Below are 22,362 nucleotides of genomic sequence, written 5' to 3'. Positions count from 1 at the left end.
TAAGGGTTATAAAGAGCAACGTTTTTTCTTCATCTTGAGTTTTATTAATAAGTTAAGTAAACGATCTAATTCTTGGCTGAAAGAAATCACTTTATTATGAGTTAATCCGTATCGTTCAACGAGATAGATTAACTCTTTCTTTTTCGCTTCTATTCGATTGTTTAGTTTCGATAAGTTCATAAGTTGAATGTAATGCCTCCTACAAAAGTATTTATCACATAAAAAATAAGACCGAATGAATTCGGTCTTAAAGGAAATAATAAGACAACTTACAAATAGCATACACTGTTTATCAATAGTTTTTAATATAAAAATGAAAAATAAATCATTATACATATTGAGAAAGAGGTGTCTGATAATTTTTAAAAACTGATGCAAAGAGGCTGTCTACATAGTAGACAGCCTGTAAGATATTAACCCTTATGATATTTGTACATCCAAAGTAGACCGGATTTTAATAATCTTGGTACACGTCCCATTAATGGTTGGTTTGCAAGTAAACCAAAGCCATGCTTCTTACCAAGAGAGCCGAGAACACCTTTTAATTTGATTATAGGTAGTTCGTCAGGAAGTGGTTCATTGTTCCAACGTTTTAATAATATTTGGACAATTTGCTCTCCTTGACCTTCAGCAAGTTGGGCAGATGGAGCGTGTGGAAGTGCTGCGCAATCTCCTACAACATACACGTGCTCGTTATTTGGAATATTATGATATTTAGTTAAGACAACCCGTCCGCTACCATCTTGTTCAACTGGAAGGTTTCGAACAACTTCATTTGCTTGAATACCAGCTGTCCAGACGATTGCATCACATTCAAGTGGTTCATCGTGGTTATACACAATATTTGGTTCCACTTTTGTAATGTTAGAGTTTCTTATAATAGTAACTTTATGTTTTACGAACCATTCTTCTACGTATCTACTTAATTTCTCTGGATACGGGAATAAAATTCTATCTTTTCGATCAAATAAATAGATTTTTAAATCAGAACGGCTTTCGCGAAGTTCACTGGCAACTTCCACACCACTTAAGCCAGCGCCAACGACAGCTACTGTTGCATTTGGTTCTAGACTATTTAATTGTTCATATGTCTTACGTGTTTGTTCAATCGATTGTAGGCTATGTGTATATTCTTTCGCCCCAGGAACGTTATGATATTTATCCTCACAGCCAAGACCGATAATTAAATCATCATATTGGATCGCTTCGCCGCCATCGAGATGAACAGCTTTTTCTTCGAGATCAATATTTGTTATTGTGCCGTATTGAATATTGAGTCGTGGGTGCTCGGGAAACGGTATACGAATATGTGTTTCTGAAATAGTACCCGCAACTAATGCATAATATTCAGTTTTGAAGCAATGATATGGTACTTTGTCGATTAATGTCACTTGTACATCATCTGGAAGTTGGTTGCTTGGAAGTAGCCTTTGTAGAATTCTCATTCCACCGTAGCCGCCACCTAGTATTACGAGGTGTTTCATGATGGATTACCCCTTTTCTGTTGAAATATCCCCTAATCATAAAATTTTATATTAATAAAATATTTTGACTTTACTCAATCAAATTATATCGAATTTGTGAACAAATAACAATGCATGAATGAATACTCTGTTGTACAATAAGAAGAAAAGTAAAGTAAACTGTTTTGCCTTTTTAGTTACTATTTTATTGCAAGTAGCATGTTATATAAAATAAAACCATCTACTTTGAAGTGAAATAGTGAAGTAACTAAATAGTTTAGGATGTATAACGAAAACAACAAGAGACAGCTTAGTTTTCTTCTTATAGATGGAGTCAGAAGGTAATTTGTTTTGTAGTACAGGGGGGAGAATTTTGATTAAACCATTAATTGAATTTTGTGTAGGTAACCTTGCAAGTGGTTCACAAGCAGCTTTAGAGAAATTAGAAAAAGATCCGAATTTAGATGTAATGGAGTATGGTTGTTTAGGATATTGTGGCATTTGTTTTGAAGGACCGTTTGCACTTGTAAATGGTGAAGTTGTACAAGGTGCTACAGTAGAAGAACTGGTCAATAATGTATATGATTATTTGGATGAAAATCCAATGTTTTAAGGTGTTGCAATCAGCAGCACCTTTTTCATTAGATAAAATGTTATTTCGTAGGGGAGTTTAATACTATAGATAAATAAAAAAAGGCCCTTTTTAGAAGGGCTTTTTTCTTACACAATGTGTGTAAGAGTGGCTCATCGCCAAACGTTGTCAAATATGAGAAACGGGGGACATTCATATTGTGTTCTAAAAGCATGCATTCTATACTTAAAATAACAAATTATTTTTGGAGTGAATATAAATGAGCCAATTTTCTTTTACAAAAATGCATGGTCTTGGCAATAGTTATATATATGTAAATATGTTTGAAGAACAAATTCCTGAAGAAGATTTAGTTCTTGTGGCGGAAAAGGTTTCAAATATTAATACTGGTATTGGAGCAGATGGGATGATTTTAATTTGTCCATCTGACGTAGCTCCGGTGAAAATGCGCATGTTTAATAATGATGGTTCAGAAGGAAAGAGTTGTGGTAACGGTTTACGATGCGTAGCGAAATATGCGTATGAGCATAAACTAGTAGAAGAAACAGTTTTCACAATTGAAACGTTAGCTGGTATTGTAACAGCGGAAGTAACGGTAGAAGAAGGGAAAGTTACATTAGCGAAAATCGATATGGGAGCACCGCGTTTAACACGTGCAGAAATACCGATGCTTGGTGAAGGTGAAACACCATTTATTCGTGAAAACTTCTTATACAATAATCATCGCTATGCATTTACAGCTGTTTCAATGGGGAATCCGCATGCGGTTATTTTTGTTGATGATGTAGAGCAAGCACCTCTTACAACACTTGGTCCAGTCCTGGAGACACATGAAATGTTCCCAGAGCGAGTAAATGTTGAATTCATCGAGATTTTGAATGATGCAGAGATGAATTTCCGCGTTTGGGAACGTGGATCTGGTGTAACGCAAGCTTGCGGAACAGGAGCGTGCGCTGCAGTTGTCGCTGCTATTTTAAATGGAAAGATGGAACGTGGTAAGGAAATTACAGTCCATTTAGCTGGCGGCGATTTAATGATTGCTTGGACTGAAGAAGGAAACGTGTTGATGAAAGGGCCTGCGGAAGTAATTTGCCGCGGAGTGTATGAGTACAAGATAGAAGCGTAAAGATGTATAATAGAATGAGAACAGAAAGGATGGTGTATTTCATGATTGAAGTAACAGAACAAGCAGCTTTTCAAATTAAAGATATGTTAAAAGATGCTGAAGATGGAGAGAAGTACGTGCGCCTTGCTGTACACGGCGGTGGATGTACTGGCCTTTCTTACGGCTTAGGATTTGAAGTAGAACCAAAAGAAGACGACACAGTTCTTGAGTTTTTCGGTGTTGAATTTGTTATCGATACAGAAAGTGCTCCAATTGTTAAAGGAGTAAAAATTGATTATAAACAATCGATGCTTGGCGGCGGATTCACAATCGACAATCCAAACGCAATCGCATCATGCGGATGCGGATCATCTTTCCGTACAGCGACGAATGCTGGTAAGCCAGAAGAGTGCTAAGTTTTTAGCCGAAATAGAAAAAGACCTTTTTAGCGATGGAATAAAATCGTTAAGGAGGTCTTTTCTTTTGCCGTAAAAGCCCGATTACCAAGGCTAATCAATATTTCACTTTATTTTTGCATAGATGCAAGTATCAGTTAGTTGTTTGCCGTCAGATGAAAAATCTTCATTACGTAATATCCCTTCAAGTTCAAAGCCTAGTTTTTCAGGGAGTGCACGACTTTTCGTGTTATTACATTCACATCGTATTTCAATCCTTCTAAATTTGAATAACTGAAATCCAAGGTTTGTTAACGCACTTACTGTTTCTGTCATATATCCACTGCCACTAAATTGCGTGTTAATCCAGTATCCAATTTCACATTTAGAAACCTTCCAATCAATTCGATGAAGGCTAGCTGTTCCAACAAAATCATTCGTCTCTTTATGATAGATAAGATAGCGAAAGCTTTCTCTTTTCAAAAAATCTATATGCGCATTTCTCAGAAGAATTTCCGTTTCTTCAACAGTAGGAATGGACTGGAATAAAGACAACCATGGCTTTAATTCACGAATTGAATCTTTAATAGCTTCATGTACTACATTCCCTTCACCTGCTTGAAGTGGTGCTCGAAGAATGAGTCTGTCTGTTTCTATTTGTAACGGAACATCTAATAAAATAGGATTCATATTATTTCTCCTCTCGAAACCTTTAAATTATGACAGAATGAAACTTATATCATAAAAAAACTTTCACCCAAAAGAAATAATTCTTGAGGACGAGAGTCGCAATTTATAATAAATGAATTGAAAAATACTTTATCTCACTAATAGAAAATCACGTCACAGCATCACTATTAGTTATTATAGAACTGTGTGAAGTACAGGAATATAGTAAAGCTTATCTTCCCATAAAGGAACCTCTCAAAAACGAGTAAACAATAAATATATATTCAATTCATCATTTAGAAATCCCTTTTCACATATTGAAAACTAAACTATCAGTTGGTACAGCAGCATTAGGTTGTTAAACTAATGCATATGTTAATTGAATAAGGAATTATTATTTTTTAACCTGCTTTAAATTGAACGCATAATTCAAGATTGATTATCTAAACACAATCGCATCATGCAGATTTGGATCATCTTTCCGTACAGCGACGAATGCTGGTAAGCCAGAAGAGTGCTAAGTTTTTAGCCAAAATAGGAAAGACCTTTTTAGCGATAGAATAAAATCGTTAGGAAGGTCTTTTATTTTGGCGTTAAAACAGAAAATGCATGTAAAGTTACTTTAGAATTTAATTTAAATGTTATTATATATGGGATATATGATTAATCGAGTTTCATATTGTTCGTTTTAAGATAAGATTATGCAACAGAAATGTAAATGAATAGGAGAAATATACTATTTATTAGTTATATTTAATGTTAATATTTGTAACGAAGATGATTGGTGACCATGTTTGGATTAGCTGTAGCTGCATCGGTTATGACTAATAGGTAGATTTATTCCATAAAAGCCCGATTGGTGAGGGCTGATTAAAGTTTCACTTTATATAAAAAAGGTGCATGAGGGAGAAGGCTATAGCAAATTGTATAGAACTGAATAGTTCCGTATTAATTAAAATACGTTGATTACTAAATATTAAAAAATACCGGGGGGATTAGAGTGAAGTCATTTAAGAGAGTACTTATAGTAGGGATGGCGTTGACTACAGTATCGATTTTGGGAGCTTGTTCTAGCGATACAGACGTATTAACAAAAGTAGGAGTAAAGCAACCAGCGAAGGCGGAAGGTGACGTACTAAAAGAACAGAAGAAAACACCTATGACTACGAGTAAACGTGAAAGTATTAAAAATGAGGACGCTCCATCATCACAGAAGCGTTACATTTCTCATGATGAATCTAAAAAGATTGAGGAAGGTATGATGTATACGGATATTCTTAATACGATTGACTACGGTGGTGAGAACATAAAACATTATAATAACAATGAAAAACGCGTATTTTATACTGAAAAAGATACGGATGGTACATATGAAATTATGGTTGAATTAAATACATATGGTTACGTTGTGAATATTGAACGTACTGCTATAAAGGATACAGAGAAAGATACAGAGAAAGATACAGAGAAAGATACAGAGAAAGATACAGAGAAAGATACAGAGAAAGATACAGAGAAAGATACAGAGAAAGGTAAAGAGAATCGGGTATCTACGAAACGTATTGAAGAGCCTGTAAAGGAATATGAAGAAAAAAACGATCGTGTACCGTGGTATAAAGATGTAAATAACAATTCGGCAGCAGTAAGTTACAATCACTATTTGAAAATCAAAAAAGGTATGCCTGCGAATCAGGTAAAAGCTGCAATTGGACAGCCACATGTGATTGAGAAATATAAATCTTATTCAGTATATGACTATACTGGTTATGGTGGAGAAGGATCATTACGTGTAATCTTTGAACCGAATGGAACTGTTACGGATGTAGTGGAAGACGGTTTACCACGATAATAAATTAGTTACGGGAAGAGTTGTAGTAAAGTTTTCGTTGATTTTATAAAGTTTTTGGGAGCATACCCGAATATAGATGGAAAGTGTTTTTATTAGCCATGTTAACTATAGTATCAGTATTTACCGAAGTTTCTTCCAAATTCAATAGCGTTATTGTGGATGTTGTTGTCGTATTATTCTTGTTGGTATATATCGCAGTAGGACAGCGGTTGTAACTGAACGTAAGAGGACGCGTAGTAGCAGCTTCCTTTTGAAAGAAGGAGGAAAATATGATGGAGGATATTCTTGAATTCATAGGGAGATACGTAATTAAACCTATTATTAGTTTAGTGAGATATCTTGTAATAGAGATTATAATTGAGGGCATAATAGAAGGCGTAATAAACGGTATAAGGAAATTACGTGATAAATGGCGAAATTGGCGTGAAAGACGTTATTGGCGGTAGTGTAGGTGATGAGTGTGCGAAACAAAAACGTTATACAGAAGTTATGAAGAAGTTTAATGAAATAATAGAAAACGACTTGCATTTAGAATCTGTACTCGTTCCAATTGGTGATGGAATGAAGATTTCTAAAGTGAAGAAATAATTATTATCTTACAAAAGTGTAATGTTCATGTCATGTTTTTGAATTTCTTCTTTAAGCTCTGCGCTTTAAGATAAGAATATAAGAAAAACATATGAGGTGAAGGAAATGAAAAGATACATTGCACTATTTAGTATTTTAGTTGTATTTGCAAGTCTGTTAGTTGGTTGTGATTTAAACCGTATGGGTAAAGATGAGTATTATGTTCAAATTACAGTAGATGGAAAAGAATTTGATAGTAAAGCTAGTGATGGGCAGAAATTTAAAGATTATGAATATAAGCTGACTGGCTTTGATAAAGACGGTAAAGAGAAAGAATTAGAATTCATAGCTCAAAAAAATCTTCGTAAAGAAGCATTCCTACGCGTATATCACTCAGATAAAAAAGGTGTAACAGCTTGGGAAGAAGTGAAGAAAGACGAGCTTCCAGCGAAAGTGAAAGAAAAATTAGGCGTGAAATAAGACAGATAGAAAAGGAATTGACGAACAGGGTCAATTCCTTTTTTTGCTTTCAAATTCTTCTTCTGAAAAGACTTTAAATCCGTATCTTTTAAATAAAGCAGTAGTTACCCCGTAACCAGTTTGCTTATTACCGTTAAATTCTCCAGTATAAATCGTAGAATTACCACAAGATGGACTACGTTCCTTTAAAATAATATATTCTGGTTGTAAATTTTTAATTTGTTCTAATGCTTTATAAGCGCCATTTACGAAAGCTTCTGTGACATCTTCACCATCTTTTGTCATCACTTTCGCTTTTCCGTCCAAAACGTCGTCGCCATTCCCGCCAATAATTTCAGCGGAAGGACGAGGCGTTGGTAGTCCCCCTAATACTTCAGGACAAATGAGGACGGTATCTTCTTTTTGCAGAAGCTCCTCTATTTTTGAAACGAGATTGTCATTTCCGTCATATCGACAAGCGATACCACCTAAACAAGCGCTAATTACGATCATATTTTCATCTCCATTAAAAAAATATTAAATTCCACGCCAAATTCTCTTCCTGCCTCTTACTTATAAATGAGGTGATATAAATGGGAAGCTTATATAATTTAATGAAACCATATAGTGAATTTCGAAGTAAAGAAGAGTTTAATACATATCAAAAACAAGTTTTGAAGTGCTACCGATTTCAATTGAATAAAACTGATTCTATCATTATTCATTTTTTAGGAAAGTATGCGGTGAATGAGAAACAAAAAACAGTAGGAGTCGCCTGTCCGTTAATGGAGACGATTGCGAAGAATGTTGGAAAGAGTATTCGTACAGTACGCCGTTCAATTGCAAAGTTAGAGGGACTAGGAATTATAAAGCGTGTTGCAACAAAAGAAAGACATAAGCGCGGCGGGTATAGTGCGAATTTATATATTTTTCTTATATCTGCAATTGACCGCATGGATGACCGTATGAAAATGTCCGCTTGTAAAAGTGAGGATTATGCAGCTGGCTGTAGCGGAAAGGAACAAAAAAACGAGAGGGAAACAATTCTTTCTAAAAACATTCCACAAATAAAAGAGAAAAGAAAAATAACGTACGAGCTTGATGAGACGTATTGCCGTCATGATATACCGAAGCCTTTTATATACGCACTTCTGCCGATGACGAGTAATCCGAAGAAGATTAATATATTTTGGAGTAAGGTAGAACTTGCATATAAAAAGAGCGGATTGCTAGAGCAAGGTGTTTTACTAGAGCAAATATTAGCTGATGAAGAAGTGTATGGAAATTTCATTTGGCGAGTGAAGAGTGTCGTGAGAGCTTATAAATACGGGGAAATCCGTAAAAATGTGAAGGCACTTTTATATAGTACAGTGCGAGATTTATTTTTAGAGGTTGGATTAGAATGGGGAGCAGCACTGAGAAGAAGTAAGGGGATAGCGTTATTTGATCCATTTAAAAAGGAGCCATGCGTATAATACATGACTCCAAGTAGCTAGTCGAACTTTCTTACAACTGGAACACGAATCGCTACAAATAGTACGAAGACGATAACAGCAATTGCACCGCTTTTCATAACGGTTACGATTGGAATTCCCAGTGCAAGTGCGATTGATGTGAATGCATAAGAGAGCGGGATAAAGCCCATTGATGATAGCATAAGTAAGCTCATTACGCGTCCCATCATTTCCTCTTTTACTGTCGATTGAATCATCGCCATAAGCGGAACGATAGCCATTGCAATTGTAATACCATAAAACATGCCGGCTAATAGTGCTTGCCAAAGTACGGTGCTAAAGTTGATGGCTAAGAAGAATACACCAGACAATAGCATCATGATAATACAAAAAAGACCGCGCCTACGATTAATATTTCTTAAACCGACAATGACAGCACCGATTGCCATTCCGCCGCCTACAGATGCTTCTAAGTAACTAAACTGGAGTGAATCACCATGCAGCACGTTTTTAACAAAAAGCGGGAAACCAACTTGCATCGGGCCGATCAAAAATAAGTTTAAAAAGGCGCTACAAATAAGGAAAGTTGAAAGGAATGGTGATTCCTTTACATATAAGATTCCTTCTTTAATGGAAGTGAACATACCTTTATCCGTATCTTTTAGTTCTGGCATCGTAAATTGTATTTTTTGAACGAGTATGGCCGCGACAATCAGTAATAAAATTGTAATAGAAAATATTGTCTCGTAGTTTGTGAATTTGATAAGAATTCCGCCAAGTACAGGGCCTAAGATGACCGATGCTTGGTTCGTCATTTGTGTAAGTGAATTCGCTTGTGTTAACCGGCTTTTTTCTACCAATTCCGGTAAGATAGATCCATCTGCTGACCAGAAGAAAGCATCGGCAAGTCCAAAGAATAAAGCGAATAAAGCAAATGTATATAGTGTTACATCACCAACGATAAACCATGTGAGAATGGTTGCAACAAGAATCGCTCGAATAATATTGGAGTAAAACATAATGTTTTTTTTCGGGAATTTATCAGCTACAGCGCCGCCGATAATCATAAAAATAAGCCTTGGAACACTAAGAGCTACGAAAACAACACCGAGTGAAGCTTCAAGGTTTAATGTTTTTGCTATGTACCACGTTTGTGAAAAAGTAAAAAAGGCTAAAGCAAAGCTTGAAAAAAGAGTAGCTGCCCAAAGAAAAAGGAAATTCGTATTTTTTAATAACGGTTTTCCGCTTCCTTCTAAAGCAGTTTTATTTTGTTGTAGTTCCTCCATATTGCTTCCTTTCTATGTGACAAATTTAAACTAAAAAAACAGTAAACGCCCGATTGGTGAGGGCTAATACTCAATGAGAGATGTCCCTCGCTGATTATAGTTTCACTTTATACAGTTTCTAATATTTCTATACTGCACTTTCTCATTGTAGACAATAATAATGAATTTGCACAGTGGCTATTTAACGACAAAAAAGAAGATACCAAATGGTATCTTCTTTTTTGTCGTTCAGGCTAATGCAATATAAATATCCAATTGTACGTTGGTTGGATCTGTTGCTTTTTCATCATAAAGCTCAAAGTCTGTTGTAAAAGCACGTTTATTTTCTTTCGACCATTTCCAAATATATTCCCAAGCTTCGCAAACGACTTCAGCAACTGGTCCCTTTCTCGTTGTAAATACCGCATACGTAGCGGCGGGTATTGTTAAAGTTGTCATATTTTCAGGAACTTCTTTTAGTGAAGAAACGGGCATACCGATTGTAAATGTATATGTACCAGTTTCATCTGATTCGTAGTTGGAGTAGAAAGCGAGTGTTTCTTTCGTTTGTTGATTTGGGATGTGATGCATCATTTGTTCTTGAAAGTATCGGTTCCAGAGCTCGGGAATTTTGCCTTCAGTAGATGCTTCTTTTTCATTAGTCGTCGTAACCGAAACGCCGATTGCTTGGAAAGCTTCTTTTTTTACGATAATAGGTTCTTTCATCTTTAAAATATCCCCCTTATTAAATAGAACGTTTGTTCTGTTTTATTGTAACATATTTTGGAAGGATACGGTAGCACAATAATAAAAAACTCCTTCGCGTAAAAGGAGTTCTTTTCATTGCTATATTAAAACATACTTGAGCTATGCATCGGTTGAAGTTTTGCATTTGGATCGAAGTAAGCTTTTGCATTGTTTACTGCTGTCGGTGCTTCGCCAAATCCACAAGCGATAAGTTTTACTTTTCCTTCATATGTACAAATGTCACCAGCAGCGTAAATGCCAGGAATATTCGTTTCCATTTTTGAATTCACAAGGATGCTATTTTTTTGTATATCTAAGCCCCAGTTTTTAATTGGACCAAGAGAAGAAACGAAGCCGTAGTTTACAATTACGTCATCAACATCGATGATAACTTTTTCTTCAGTTTTTACGTGCTGAAGAACGACTTGTTCAATTTTGTCATCACCAATGAGTTCAACTGGAACATACGGTGTACTTACTTCTGCACGAGAATTCATTAAGTTTTCGACGCTATGTTCATGTGCACGGAATTTATCACGGCGATGAACGATTGTAACTTTTTCAGCGATCGGTTCTAACATCATCGTCCAGTCTACTGCGGAGTCGCCACCGCCAAATACTACGACGCGCTTGCCAGCAAATTTATTCATATCATCAACGAAATAATGTAAGTTTTTCTTTTCGTATTTTGCTGTACCTTCTAATTCTAAGCGGCGTGGTTGGAAAGCACCATTGCCGGCAGTAATGATGACTGATTTAGAATAGTGAGTTTGTTTATTCGTAACAAGTTTAAATATACCATCAGCTTGTTTTTCAAGCGTATCAACCGCTTCTTCTAAGCAAACGGTTGGATCAAATTTCTTCATTTGCTCTTTTAAGTTATCGACTAATTCTTGTGCACGCACTTTTGGAAATCCAGCCACATCATAAATGTATTTTTCAGGGTAGAGTGCGGATAATTGTCCTCCAAGTTGAGGTAAGCTTTCAATGATTTTTACACTTGCTTGTCTCATACCGCCATAAAATGCTGTGAACAGTCCCGTTGGACCACCACCAATAATTGTTATGTCGTAAACTTTTTGATTTTCTGCCACTTTCATTCCCCCTATAGATGGAATTTTGATATTGATTTCATATATTGTTCATATGTACACGAAAATCCTGCAAATGATGACACTTTCAAATAAATGATAGCATATTTGAGTTCATAATACTTCTGAAAACGACTGAATTGTGTGTAAGTTTTCGCATAGGTTCTTTTTTATTGTATAAAATATACAGAAAGGAAAATACATGAAAAAAAGGCTGAAAAACCCTTGAAAACGCTATGTTATTTTAAAATATTGATAATTCGCCAGATGCTTGAATTCTGGAATAAAACCGACTAATATAGGGAAGTATTATGTTAAATTTCTATGACAAAATTCGTACGATTTTTTGACTGCGTTTTGTTATGATATAGAATGTGATAAATTCCACATTCTTGACAAATAGAGTTTTTAGTACTTGGTATTATTTCTCATTACTATTATATAAAGAAAAGGGTTGTGATTTGGTGAAGACTCCAAAAATCGTAGTTTTAGGTGCAGGTTATGGCGGGATGATTACGACTGTTCGTCTGCAAAAAGCATTATCTGTAAATGAAGCTGAAATTACGTTAGTAAACAACAACAGCTATCACTACCAAGCGACTTGGTTACACGAGAGCGCAGCTGGTACATTACAAGATGAAAAAATCTGTCTAGATATTCAAGACGTTATTGATACAAATAAAGTGAACTTTGTACAAGACACAGTAGTAGAAATTAAAGCTGCTGAAAAACGTATTATCTTAAAAGACGGCGAGTTAGAGTATGACTACTTAGTAATCGGTCTTGGTTTCGAATCAGAAACATTCGGAATTACAGGATTAAAAGAGCATGCATTCTCAATCGCTAACATTAATGCAACTCGTGAAATTCGTGAGCATATGGAAGCTAGTTTCGCTAAATATGCAGATGAGAAGCGCGATGAGTTAGTAACAATCGTTGTTGGTGGTGCTGGATTTACTGGTATCGAGTACGTAGGTGAGCTTGCAAACCGTGTTCCTGAACTTTGCAAACAGTACAATGTACCACGTGAAAAAGCACGTATCATTTGTGTAGAAGCGGCTCCAACAGCACTTCCAGGTTTCGATCCAGCATTAGTAGAATACGCTGTAAAACAACTTGAGAAAAAAGGCGTAGAATTCCGCATCGGTACAGCAATTAAAGAAGCAACTGAAGAAGGAATTATCGTTGCAAATGGCGATGATACGGAATTAATTAAGTCTGAAACAGTAGTTTGGGCTGCAGGTGTTCGTGGTAATGGTATTGTAGAAGAGTCTGGCTTTGAAGCAATGCGCGGACGTGTAAAAGTCGATGAGTACATGCACGCTCCAGGATACGAAGAGGTATTCATGGTTGGTGATGCCGCGTTAATTATTAACGAAGAAATTAACCGTCCATACCCACCAACAGCACAAATTGCAATTCAACAAGGTTACAACATTGCACACAACTTAACTGTATTAGTTCGTGGCAAGGGCGAAATGAAAAAATTCGCATTCGATAATAAAGGATCTGTATGTTCTTTAGGTCATGACGATGCAATGGGTGTTGTTATGGGTAAAAAGTTAACAGGTTGGAAAGCTTCCTTCATGAAGAAAGTAATCGATAACCGCTACCTGTTCTTATTAGGTGGACCTTTATTAGTTCTTAAAAAAGGTAAATTAAAGTTCTTTTAATATATAGTAGAAAAAGCAGAAACGGCTAAGCGCTGTTTCTGCTTTTTTCATATTAAAAATATAGTATAATATATAAAAAAGAAAGAATATTCTGTCCGTTATGATGGAGGAGGTTATTACATCATGGAGAAACGAGGGAAGGTATGGCTAGCTGTTAGCGGTCTAGTAGCTACAAAAGATGGCAGGTGGCTATTCGTTAAGAAGAAATACAGTGGATTAAAAGGGAAATGGTCTTTACCGGCTGGTTTTGTAAATGAAGGTGAGACAGTTGATGAAGCTGTGAAACGCGAAGTGTTAGAAGAGACAGGCATTGTCGCTCATGTGAAGGGGATCATTGGTGTTCGATCGGGTGTTATTCGTGATGAAATTAGTGATAATATGATTATTTTCCTTTTGGAGCCTGAAGGAGAAAATATTATTGTACAGGAGAAAGAATTGTCTGAAGTGGCGTTCTTACATCCAGATAAGATTGCGGACGATCCGAATACGTCTGTACTTATTAAATATTTGTTAGAAGGAAGATCAGAACTACATCTTGAAGTGGACAAAACATTAAATCCAGGAGAATCATTTGGTTATACAGCTTATCACGTATTTACGGCACGTGGGAAGGAGAGGGAAAAAGAGTGAGTATACCGGTACTACTTATTTCAATGATGTTATTCTTTATTTTGTTCTTTGGAATTGGATTTTTACTCAACATGATTTTGCGGGCTACATGGGTAATGGTTATTGTGTATCCGATTGTTTGTATGCTTATTATTAATAAAGCGAGTATGTGGGATTATTTTTCAAAGCCGAAAGAAACATTTTCTTCATTTGGGACAAGTGTATCGCACTTAGGACAAGCAGACTTATTTATTCTATCTACTGGATTAGTAGGGGCTGCTTTAGCAGGAGTCGTAATCAAGAAACTTCGGAAAAGCGGATATCAAATGTTTTAATCTCCAATTCATTTGGAGATTATTTTTTTGCATATTCCTTCATCGTATAGGGAATGATTAACGATGAAGGAGTGTGGAATATAAAAATGTTAAAACGATATTGTATTCGCATTATGATGACTTGTTTACTTGCAATTGCATTATGCGTAACATGGAATGCTTTCACAGGAGTTTCTCTATTAGAGATTGTAAAGAAATATGAGGGAACGAGTGCAAAAGAAGTACATGCAGCAGAAGTTAAGAGAAATGTTGCTCCGAGTAAAGAAGTGATAAATGCTTTAGAGCAGGCAAACGACTGGTCTAAATATCGTTCAATTGAAATGACTGCAACAGGTTATACATCGGGGATTGAGTCAACTGGTAAGAGGCCAGGGCATCCAGAGTATGGTATTACATATTCAGGTGTTAAAGTGAAAAGGGATTTATATTCCACAATTGCTGCGGACTTACGCGTATTCCCGATTGGAACGATTCTCTTCGTGCCAGGTTACGGGTATGGTGTAGTAGCTGATAAGGGCGGTGCAATAAAAGGAAACCGTCTTGATCTATATTATGATACGGTGAAAGATGTTTATAGCCAATGGGGTAAGAAAAAAGTAAATGTGTATGTAGTAAAAGTAGGAAATGGTAAGTTTACAGAAGAAGAGTTAACGATGTTAAATCAAGACGAAACGATGCAAGTGTTTCGTGGTCAATATTTAAAACAAAGATAGTCTAGTTGTAATTACGCTAGACTTTTTTTCTTGGCTTATTTCATAATAGAGGAGATTTTACACGTCATATAACTGTAGTTGGAATTGTCGCATTTTATAGAAAATAAAGTTATAATGGTGGTAGAGAAATTTAGGGGGTCTGAACATGTTTCAAGTACAAAAAGAATTAGCAGGTCATGAAGTAGTGATTGTTGCTCTATTTGAAGAAGAGAAAATGAGTAGTTTTGTACAAGAACTGGACAAAGCGTTTGAAGGACAATTACAAGTTTTACTAGAAGAGAAAGAATTATCTACGAAGAAAAAGGCCATTTCGAAAGTACATAGCTTAGGAAAAACAAATGTGAAACGTTATTACTTTGTTGGTTTAGGCAAGAAAGAGTCTTACACGACAGAAACGTTACGTGCGGCTCTTGGAAAAGCGTTTAAAACATTACAAGTAGCAAAAGTACAAGATGCAGCAATCTTACTTGATTCTTTCGTAACAGAGAAATTAGATGCGATTGATGTAGCTCATATTGCAGCAGAAGTACAAGGCCTTGGTACATATGAGTTACAAACGTATAAATCAGATAAAAAGGATCGTGAAGAGTTAGAGAAGTTCACGGCTATTACAGCGGAAGATGCACAAGAAATTGAAGCCGCATTAACAGTTGGCTACGTACATGGACGTGCAACAAACTCGGCTCGTACACTTGTAAATATGCCGCCAAACGTATTAACAGCGACAAAGCTTGCTGAGTATGCTGTTGAGTTAGCGGAGAAGTATGATATGGACTATAAAGTTCTTGAGAAAGAAGAGATGGAAGATCTTGGTATGGGTGCATTACTTGCAGTAAACCAAGGTAGTGTAGAGCCACCAAAAATGATCGCTCTTATTTATAAAGGAAAAGAAGAGTGGACGGATGTCATTGGATTCGTTGGAAAAGGTATTACATACGATACAGGTGGTTATTCTTTAAAACCACGTGAAGGCATGGTTGGTATGAAAGGTGATATGGGCGGTGCAGCTGCTGTATTAGGTGCGATGGAAATTATCGGAGAACTGCGCCCAGAACAAAATGTGATCGCTGTTATTCCTTCAACTGATAACGTTGTAAGTGGTACGGCATTTAAGCCAGACGATGTAATCACATCTATGAGCGGAAAGACAATTGAAGTATTAAATACGGATGCAGAAGGTCGTCTAGCTTTAGCTGATGGTATTACGTATGCGAAAAAACTTGGTGCAAACTACCTTGTTGATGTTGCAACATTAACAGGCGGTGTAATTGTTGCACTTGGAAACTATACGACAGGCGCAATGACAAATAATGAAGAGTTATTTGAGCAAGTGCTAGAGGCTTCTATGGAAACAGATGAGCCAATTTGGCAACTACCGATTTTTGATCGTGATAAAGAACGTGTGAGAAACAGTAAGTTTGCTGATTTAAATAACTCACCAGGCCGTGAAGGACATGCGGTTATGGCAGGTACATTCCTAGGCGAATTCGCTGAAGATACACCGTGGGTACACTTAGATATCGCTGGAACATCAGAAACAAAAGGCGCGCACGACTTAGGTCCAGCTGGAGCAACTGGTGCAATGGTACGTACACTTGCAACACTTGTGGAGCGTTTCGGAGAAGAATAAGAGTATAAGTGAAGACTGTTCCAATATTTTGGAACAGTCTTCTTTTTTATAGGTTTGTTTATCCAGCTATTTGCCGGGCAGTAAGACCCTGACCTCAAAAATTCAGCGGAAGCAAAGAAGTTAAGTGTGGATCGAGCTGCTCGTAAACTCTTGATTGGTGAGGGGTGATTAAAGTTTCACTTTATAAAGAAATCGTATACAAAATCCCATTTAAGGCAAAAGAAGTACGGCCCGTTTCTTCAGAGACAACTAATATAAGTGCATCACTCTTTTCTGATAAGCCAATTGCAGCTCTGTGCCGTGTTCCCAGCTCAGGATCAACTTCTGTACTTTTTGTTAAAGGAAGAATATTAGCAGCTGAGACAATATGATTATTTTTTACGAGAACGGCACCGTCATGAAGAGGGTTACCTGGATAAAATATTGATTCGAGTAATGGTGCAGTTAAGTGAGCGTTTAATGTCGTTCCAGTTTGAATGAAAGCTTCAAGCGTCTCGTTTCGTTCCACAACGATAAGAGCACCATGTTTTCTGGCGCTTAAATGTTGGATAGCTGTTGTAATAAAAGATGAACTTTCCGTATAAGGTGATAAATATGCCTGAATATAGTATGTAGCTGCCAATGTTTGTACATTTGCCAACATATGATGAATATCTTCCATTTTGCATAAAATGCATTCATCTTCTTTATCGATTGCGTTCCTCATAATCGATAGTTCTCTTTCAGCAATTTCAATCATTTGCTTTGTTTGTATTTTGAGCTCTTCTGACAAGCCCCATTCGTGCATAATCCTCATTCCCTTTAGTGGAGTATTTAACAATAGTGTATACAAATATTCCTAGTAAAATCCTGCTAGATTTTATAAAATATTGAGATACGGCATGTTTTTTTCATATAATAAAGGTATGACGAGCGAGAGGAGAGAGAAGAATGAATTGGAAACAAGAATTTAGTCGCTGGCTTTCTTACGCACAATTAGATGCAGAATTAAAAGAACAGCTAGAAAACATGAAGCAAGATGAGAAGAAAATCGAGGATAGCTTTTATAAAAACCTAGAGTTCGGCACAGGTGGTATGCGTGGTGAACTTGGTGCTGGTACGAACCGTTTAAACGTATATACAGTTCGTAAAGCAACAAAAGGATTAGCAAGCTTTATTGAAAAGTTAGGTGAGGAAGCGAAAAAACGAGGTGTTGTTGTAGCCTATGATTCTCGTCATAAATCACCTGAGTTTGCAATGGAAGTCGCTGCTACACTTGGTGCACGTGGTATCACAACATATGTGTTTGAAAGCTTACGTCCAACGCCAGTACTTTCTTTCGCAGTTCGTCATTTACATACAGTAAGTGGAATCGTTCTTACGGCAAGCCATAATCCGCCTGAATATAACGGATACAAAGTATACGGTGAAGATGGTGGACAGTTGCCGCCAAAAGAAGCGGATGAGTTAATTAGCTACGTAGATGCAATAGAAGATGAATTAACAGTTGAAGTCGCTGATGTAGAGCAATTAAAAGCTGACGGTTTATTACATATTATTGGACAAGAAGTAGATGATGCATATGCTGCAGAATTGAACAATGTCATCATTAATAAAGAAATGGTGGAAAAGGCCGGCAAAGACTTAAAAATCGTCTTTACACCATTACACGGAACATCAAATATTTCTGTACGCCGTGGTTTAGAAGAAGTTGGATTTACAGATGTAACAGTTGTAAAAGAGCAAGAGTTACCAGATCCAAACTTCTCTACAGTAAAATCACCGAACCCAGAAGAGCACGCCGCGTTTGAGTATGCAATTCGTGACGGTGAAAAGGTAGGCGCAGATGTATTAATCGCAACTGATCCTGACGCAGATCGCCTTGGTGTAGCTGTTCGTAATCATAATGGTGAGTTCCAAGTATTAACAGGTAACCAAACAGGTGCATTAATGCTTGATTACTTACTATCTCAAAAGAAAGAAAACGGAATACTTCCAGAGAACGGTGTCGTATTAAAAACAATCGTAACGTCTGAAATTGGCCGTACAATTGCAAAAGCATACGGTTTAGATACAGTTGATACGTTAACTGGATTTAAATTTATCGGTGAGAAAATTAGACAGTATGAAGAAAGCGGACAATACGAATTCCAATTCGGTTATGAGGAAAGCTATGGTTATTTAATCCGTCCATTCTGCCGTGATAAAGATGCAGTACAATCTGTCCTATTTGCATGTGAAGTAGCTGCATACTACAAATCACAAGGGAAAACGTTATATGATGGTCTATTAGAAGTATTTGAGAAGTATGGTTTCTTCCGTGAAGACCTTGTATCGTTAACGTTAAAAGGAAAAGATGGAGCGGAACAAATCCAAGAGATGATGGCGACGTTCCGTGAGAATCCTCCGAAAGAAGTAGCAGGCTTAACAGTCGTAGCAGTTGAAGATTATAAAGCAAGCATCATTACATCTTTACAAGATGGACATAAAGAAGAGATTCACTTACCGAAATCAAATGTGTTAAAATATCAATTAGAGGATGGTTCATGGTTCTGCCTACGTCCATCTGGAACTGAACCGAAGATTAAGTTCTACTTCGGTGTACAAGATAGTTCTTTACAAAATAGTGAACAAAAGTTACTTACTATTAAAGAAGACATTATGAATCGTTTATAATACAAAGTAATTTTAAGTAGTAAGGAACAAAAGGGAGCGAAATCTCCCTTTTGTTTTATGTAGGAAATGATTGCTATTAATTCCGACAGGAGAGAGGGTATTTTGTGATGAAAAAAGTAAGAAAAGCGATAATCCCAGCAGCTGGATTAGGAACACGTTTTTTACCAGCAACGAAAGCAATGCCGAAAGAAATGTTACCGATAGTAGATAAACCAACGATTCAATACATTGTAGAAGAAGCAGTGAAATCGGGAATCGAAGATATTATTATCGTTACTGGTAAAACAAAGCGCTCTATCGAAGATCATTTTGATAACGCATTTGAACTAGAACAAAACTTATTAGAGAAGAAAAAATATGAGTTGCTTGAAAAAGTACAAGCTTCTTCAAAAATGGTAGATATTCATTACATCCGTCAAAAAGAGCCGAAGGGACTAGGACATGCTGTTTGGTGTGCACGTAAATTCATTGGTGATGAGCCATTTGCAGTGTTACTAGGTGATGATATTGTCCAAGCTGAGAAACCATGTTTACGTCAATTAATGGATGAGTATGAAAAAACACTTTCTTCTGTTATTGGTGTACAAACTGTTCCAGAAACAGAAACACACCGTTACGGAATTATCGATCCATTAGAACAAGAAGGTCGTCGTTACCAAGTTCGCAATTTCGTTGAGAAACCAGCACAAGGTACAGCACCTTCAAACTTAGCGATTATGGGCCGTTACATTTTAACGCCTGAAATCTTTATGTTCTTAGAACAGCAACATGTCGGTGCTGGCGGTGAAATTCAGTTAACAGATGCAATCCAAAGCTTAAATGAAATCCAACGTGTATTTGCTTACGATTTCGAAGGAAAGCGCTACGATGTAGGTGAAAAGCTAGGATTCGTTCAAACGACAATTGAAATGGCCCTGCAACACCCAGAATTACGTGATGACATGGTTGCGATGATGAAGAAAATTTTAGAAGAACAAGCGAATCAAGAGTCTTAATATAAAAAAGAGTTATTTTGAAGTGACCCCTAAAAGTTAGACACGGTTATTTGATTAGGCAGCTTGATAAAAGTGAGTCCGGTATTGTACCGGGCTCATTTTTAATTTTGCCTTAATCCGTTTCGTATTATAATAATCTATATATTTTTCTAATTCTATTTTAAAGTGCTCTACATTTTCAAATTCTTTTATGTAGAGGAACTCCGATTTCATAATCCCAAAGAAATTTTCTATTACTGCGTTGTCGTAACAGTTGCCTTTTCGAGACATACTCTGGACGATAGCTCTTGATTCTAGTGTACGGACGTATTGTCTCATTTGATAATGCCATCCTTGATCCGAATGCATCAGTAGCTGGTGCGTTTCAGGTAAACGTTCCAATGCTTTCTCTAACATGTCTGAAACAAGCGAATACGTCGGTCTAGAACCAATTGTATAGGTAATAATTTCACCATTATACAAATCTAATACAGGTGATACATACAGTTTTTCTCCAAACAATTTAAACTCTGTGATGTCTGTTACCCACTTTTGATTCGGTGCATCTGTATGAAAATTACGCTCTAAAATATTAGGTGCAATTCTACCGACTTTTCCTTTATAGGATTTATATTTCTTCATACGCACAACACACTTTAACCCAAGCTCTTTCATAATGCGCTGAACCTTCTTGTGGTTCACTTTCTGGCCACGATTCGTTAATTCATCACGAATGCGACGGTAACCATAACGACCTTCATTTTCCTCATAAATCGCTTTAATCTCAGCTTTCAAATCGGCATCTACATCTGGACGATTCATTTTCTTTACTAAATCATAATACGTGCTTCGAGGAATAGTAGCTAGCTCCACGAGTGCCTTCACCGAATATTTATGCCTTAATTCATAGACTACTTGCGCTTTGTCTTGTTTTGTGATTTTTCCTTGTTTTGAACTAAGGCATTTAACTTTTTTAAGTACTCATTTTCCATCTCAAGCTGTTTAATGCGTGCTTCAAGTGCTTCGACTGACCCTTCAGCTAAATGTTGTTTTAATTGTTTATTTGAATCTTTTTTCATGGATGGACGCCCCTTTTTCTTAGATTGAAGGGCATCAATTCCTTGTGTTTCGAGCTGTTTTTTCCAAACAGAAATCGTTGAAGGGGCAGGAATATTAAAGATAGCTGCCGTCTCAAATAAGGACATACCGTTTTCAATCATAAAGTTTAGTACGTCTAGTTTAAATTGTTGTGTGTAATTTGTACATCGTTTTAGAAAAGCTTCCAGACCATTCTGTTTATATTGGTTTACCCAATTCAAAATGATTGTGTCACTTATACCGAGCGATCTACCCATTTCTCGATAACTTTCATTTCCGTTCAAATAACGTAGAACGATTTGTATTTTTTCATCAGCTGTAAATTTAGCCATAGAAAAACTGCACCTCCAATTGTTAGACTGTGTCTAACAATTGGGGTGCAGTTCATTTCAGCTTGTTGAAATAACTCTTTTTTTATTATGAAATCGTCGAATGAGAATGCTGATAAGCAGAACGACGCACAGCATAGTATATGCGAGGTGCGATAATAGCACCGATAATTGTAAATGCAATATCTTTTACTGCGAACCACATCATAATCATCCAAGCAGCTTTATAACTCATATTACCGCCCATAAAGAGATTGACTGCCCCGTACATGTAAGTAGTACCGATTATATAAGTTAAAATAATTCCTGTGAAAGAGGCAATAGCAAATGTAATGAATGTTGGTCTTTCTTTTTGTTCTACTAGTTTTCCCGATACGTAAGCAACGATAATAAATGCGATAATAAAACCACCAGTAGGATCTAAAAGTGCTCCAAATCCAGCTTTGAAGTTAGCAAAGATTGGTGCGCCGGCTACGCCAACGAGCATATATACAGTCATGGATAAGGCACCAAGTCTACTTCCAAGAAGAAGACCTGCTAAAATTGCGAAAAATGGTTGCATAGATAATGGGATGCCCGCTACTTGCAGGAATGGTGCCCAAGATACAATATTTGCACCAATGGCCATAAGAGCGACGAACATGGCAGCTAATGCTAAATCTAAAACATGAAATCTCCTCATAATGTTAA

At 36.6% G+C, this 22,362-nt stretch carries 24 protein-coding genes and 1 pseudogene; 15 read left to right on the top strand and 10 right to left on the bottom strand.

Features of this window, described 5'->3' with window-relative positions; genetic code table 11:
* Nucleotides 1-6: 6 nt before the first annotated feature.
* Nucleotides 7-180, bottom strand: coding sequence for an aspartyl-phosphate phosphatase Spo0E family protein (locus NZ044_RS24445; protein ID WP_001054092.1), 174 nt, complete (start codon nt 178-180; stop codon nt 7-9).
* Nucleotides 181-413: 233 nt separating this feature from the next.
* Nucleotides 414-1,484, bottom strand: a complete 1,071-nt coding sequence (locus tag NZ044_RS24440; protein ID WP_000682066.1) for an NAD(P)/FAD-dependent oxidoreductase — start codon at nt 1,482-1,484, stop codon at nt 414-416.
* Between the two features lie 352 nt (nt 1,485-1,836).
* Between NZ044_RS24440 and NZ044_RS24435 the strand changes: the two genes are divergently transcribed.
* The 3 genes from NZ044_RS24435 to NZ044_RS24425 all read left to right on the top strand — a co-directional run bounded on the left by NZ044_RS24435 (nt 1,837) and on the right by NZ044_RS24425 (nt 3,576).
* On the top strand, nt 1,837-2,076 hold the full coding sequence (locus tag NZ044_RS24435; protein WP_000595025.1) for a YuzB family protein: 240 nt from the start codon (nt 1,837-1,839) through the stop codon (nt 2,074-2,076).
* Between the two features lie 238 nt (nt 2,077-2,314).
* Nucleotides 2,315-3,181, top strand: coding sequence for a diaminopimelate epimerase (gene dapF / locus NZ044_RS24430; RefSeq protein WP_000077409.1), 867 nt, complete (start codon nt 2,315-2,317; stop codon nt 3,179-3,181).
* Between the two features lie 41 nt (nt 3,182-3,222).
* Entirely contained in the window at nt 3,223-3,576 is a 354-nt protein-coding gene (locus NZ044_RS24425) for a HesB/IscA family protein (protein WP_000573830.1), read from the top strand.
* Between the two features lie 105 nt (nt 3,577-3,681).
* Here the strand turns inward: NZ044_RS24425 and NZ044_RS24420 are convergent, their stop codons facing one another.
* Entirely contained in the window at nt 3,682-4,245 is a 564-nt protein-coding gene (locus tag NZ044_RS24420; protein WP_001068198.1) for a GNAT family N-acetyltransferase, read from the bottom strand.
* Between the two features lie 407 nt (nt 4,246-4,652).
* On the opposite strand from NZ044_RS24420, the pseudogene NZ044_RS24415 reads away from it, so the two are divergent.
* From NZ044_RS24415 to NZ044_RS24395, 4 genes and pseudogenes are all read left to right on the top strand, one after another.
* A pseudogene (locus NZ044_RS24415) lies at nt 4,653-4,745 on the top strand (iron-sulfur cluster assembly accessory protein); the annotation flags it as partial.
* A gap of 479 nt (nt 4,746-5,224) precedes the next feature.
* Nucleotides 5,225-6,073 (top strand): hypothetical protein, encoded by an 849-nt coding sequence (locus NZ044_RS24410; protein WP_184121819.1) that lies wholly within the window; start codon nt 5,225-5,227, stop codon nt 6,071-6,073.
* 402 nt (nt 6,074-6,475) lie between these two features.
* Nucleotides 6,476-6,661 (top strand): methyltransferase, encoded by a 186-nt coding sequence (locus NZ044_RS24400; protein WP_044783984.1) that lies wholly within the window; start codon nt 6,476-6,478, stop codon nt 6,659-6,661.
* Between the two features lie 105 nt (nt 6,662-6,766).
* Nucleotides 6,767-7,120, top strand: a complete 354-nt coding sequence (locus tag NZ044_RS24395; RefSeq protein ID WP_000833143.1) for a YxeA family protein — start codon at nt 6,767-6,769, stop codon at nt 7,118-7,120.
* A gap of 30 nt (nt 7,121-7,150) precedes the next feature.
* On the opposite strand, the gene NZ044_RS24390 is transcribed toward NZ044_RS24395, so the two are convergent.
* The gene (locus tag NZ044_RS24390; RefSeq protein ID WP_000635491.1) at nt 7,151-7,612 is read right to left on the bottom strand and encodes a DUF523 domain-containing protein; all 462 of its coding nucleotides are present in this window, start codon (nt 7,610-7,612) and stop codon (nt 7,151-7,153) included.
* Nucleotides 7,613-7,692: 80 nt separating this feature from the next.
* On the opposite strand from NZ044_RS24390, the gene NZ044_RS24385 reads away from it, so the two are divergent.
* Nucleotides 7,693-8,574: a helix-turn-helix domain-containing protein gene (locus tag NZ044_RS24385; protein WP_000535257.1), complete on the top strand. Its 882-nt coding sequence runs from the start codon at nt 7,693-7,695 to the stop codon at nt 8,572-8,574.
* 17 nt (nt 8,575-8,591) lie between these two features.
* Here the strand turns inward: NZ044_RS24385 and NZ044_RS24380 are convergent, their stop codons facing one another.
* From NZ044_RS24380 to NZ044_RS24370, 3 genes are all read right to left on the bottom strand, one after another.
* Complete coding sequence (locus NZ044_RS24380; protein ID WP_000391930.1) at nt 8,592-9,839, bottom strand: MFS transporter; 1,248 nt, start codon at nt 9,837-9,839, stop codon at nt 8,592-8,594.
* Nucleotides 9,840-10,067: 228 nt separating this feature from the next.
* Nucleotides 10,068-10,544, bottom strand: a complete 477-nt coding sequence (locus NZ044_RS24375; RefSeq protein WP_000662574.1) for a GyrI-like domain-containing protein — start codon at nt 10,542-10,544, stop codon at nt 10,068-10,070.
* A 125-nt stretch (nt 10,545-10,669) separates the two neighbouring features.
* Nucleotides 10,670-11,659 carry an NAD(P)/FAD-dependent oxidoreductase gene (locus NZ044_RS24370; RefSeq protein WP_000829785.1) on the bottom strand — a complete coding sequence of 330 codons (990 nt, stop codon included), beginning with the start codon at nt 11,657-11,659 and terminating at the stop codon, nt 10,670-10,672.
* 461 nt (nt 11,660-12,120) lie between these two features.
* On the opposite strand from NZ044_RS24370, the gene NZ044_RS24365 reads away from it, so the two are divergent.
* The 5 genes from NZ044_RS24365 to pepA all read left to right on the top strand — a co-directional run bounded on the left by NZ044_RS24365 (nt 12,121) and on the right by pepA (nt 16,616).
* Nucleotides 12,121-13,329, top strand: coding sequence for an NAD(P)/FAD-dependent oxidoreductase (locus NZ044_RS24365; RefSeq protein ID WP_000856602.1), 1,209 nt, complete (start codon nt 12,121-12,123; stop codon nt 13,327-13,329).
* A gap of 123 nt (nt 13,330-13,452) precedes the next feature.
* Nucleotides 13,453-13,959, top strand: coding sequence for an NUDIX hydrolase (locus tag NZ044_RS24360; protein ID WP_098506251.1), 507 nt, complete (start codon nt 13,453-13,455; stop codon nt 13,957-13,959).
* A complete protein-coding gene (locus NZ044_RS24355; RefSeq protein WP_000027012.1) occupies nt 13,956-14,273 on the top strand; it encodes a YuiB family protein in 318 nt (105 codons plus the stop codon). Before NZ044_RS24360 ends, NZ044_RS24355 begins: the two co-directional genes overlap by 4 nt.
* A gap of 86 nt (nt 14,274-14,359) precedes the next feature.
* Nucleotides 14,360-14,986 (top strand): 3D domain-containing protein, encoded by a 627-nt coding sequence (locus NZ044_RS24350; RefSeq protein ID WP_000920103.1) that lies wholly within the window; start codon nt 14,360-14,362, stop codon nt 14,984-14,986.
* A gap of 145 nt (nt 14,987-15,131) precedes the next feature.
* The gene (pepA, locus tag NZ044_RS24345) at nt 15,132-16,616 is read left to right on the top strand and encodes a cytosol aminopeptidase (RefSeq protein WP_000487966.1); all 1,485 of its coding nucleotides are present in this window, start codon (nt 15,132-15,134) and stop codon (nt 16,614-16,616) included.
* Between the two features lie 181 nt (nt 16,617-16,797).
* Here pepA and cdaS read toward each other — a convergent pair whose 3' ends face one another.
* Nucleotides 16,798-17,403 (bottom strand): sporulation-specific diadenylate cyclase CdaS, encoded by a 606-nt coding sequence (gene cdaS / locus NZ044_RS24340; protein ID WP_000545255.1) that lies wholly within the window; start codon nt 17,401-17,403, stop codon nt 16,798-16,800.
* A 143-nt stretch (nt 17,404-17,546) separates the two neighbouring features.
* Between cdaS and NZ044_RS24335 the strand changes: the two genes are divergently transcribed.
* The gene (locus tag NZ044_RS24335; RefSeq protein ID WP_001104214.1) at nt 17,547-19,271 is read left to right on the top strand and encodes a phospho-sugar mutase; all 1,725 of its coding nucleotides are present in this window, start codon (nt 17,547-17,549) and stop codon (nt 19,269-19,271) included.
* A gap of 107 nt (nt 19,272-19,378) precedes the next feature.
* Nucleotides 19,379-20,266 (top strand): UTP--glucose-1-phosphate uridylyltransferase GalU, encoded by an 888-nt coding sequence (galU, locus tag NZ044_RS24330; protein ID WP_000757823.1) that lies wholly within the window; start codon nt 19,379-19,381, stop codon nt 20,264-20,266.
* Nucleotides 20,267-20,320: 54 nt separating this feature from the next.
* On the opposite strand, the gene NZ044_RS24325 is transcribed toward galU, so the two are convergent.
* Together NZ044_RS24325 and NZ044_RS24320 are read right to left on the bottom strand one after the other, a co-directional pair.
* Nucleotides 20,321-21,675, bottom strand: a protein-coding gene (locus NZ044_RS24325; RefSeq protein ID WP_085959122.1) for an IS3 family transposase whose coding sequence is annotated in 2 segments (ribosomal slippage) — nt 20,321-21,222 and nt 21,222-21,675 — 1,356 coding nt in all. Because the reading frame shifts where the segments join, the coding sequence is not laid out codon by codon here.
* A gap of 85 nt (nt 21,676-21,760) precedes the next feature.
* Nucleotides 21,761-22,354 (bottom strand): biotin transporter BioY, encoded by a 594-nt coding sequence (locus tag NZ044_RS24320; RefSeq protein WP_001252163.1) that lies wholly within the window; start codon nt 22,352-22,354, stop codon nt 21,761-21,763.
* Nucleotides 22,355-22,362: the final 8 nt, after the last annotated feature.

The sequence above is a fragment of the Bacillus sp. FSL K6-1338 genome, assembly GCF_038006965.1.
GTDB classification, from domain to species: Bacteria; Bacillota; Bacilli; order Bacillales; family Bacillaceae_G; genus Bacillus_A; species Bacillus_A thuringiensis_S.
Note: the sequence above shows the minus strand (reverse complement) of the source record. Positions and strands in the feature narration are given on the sequence as shown.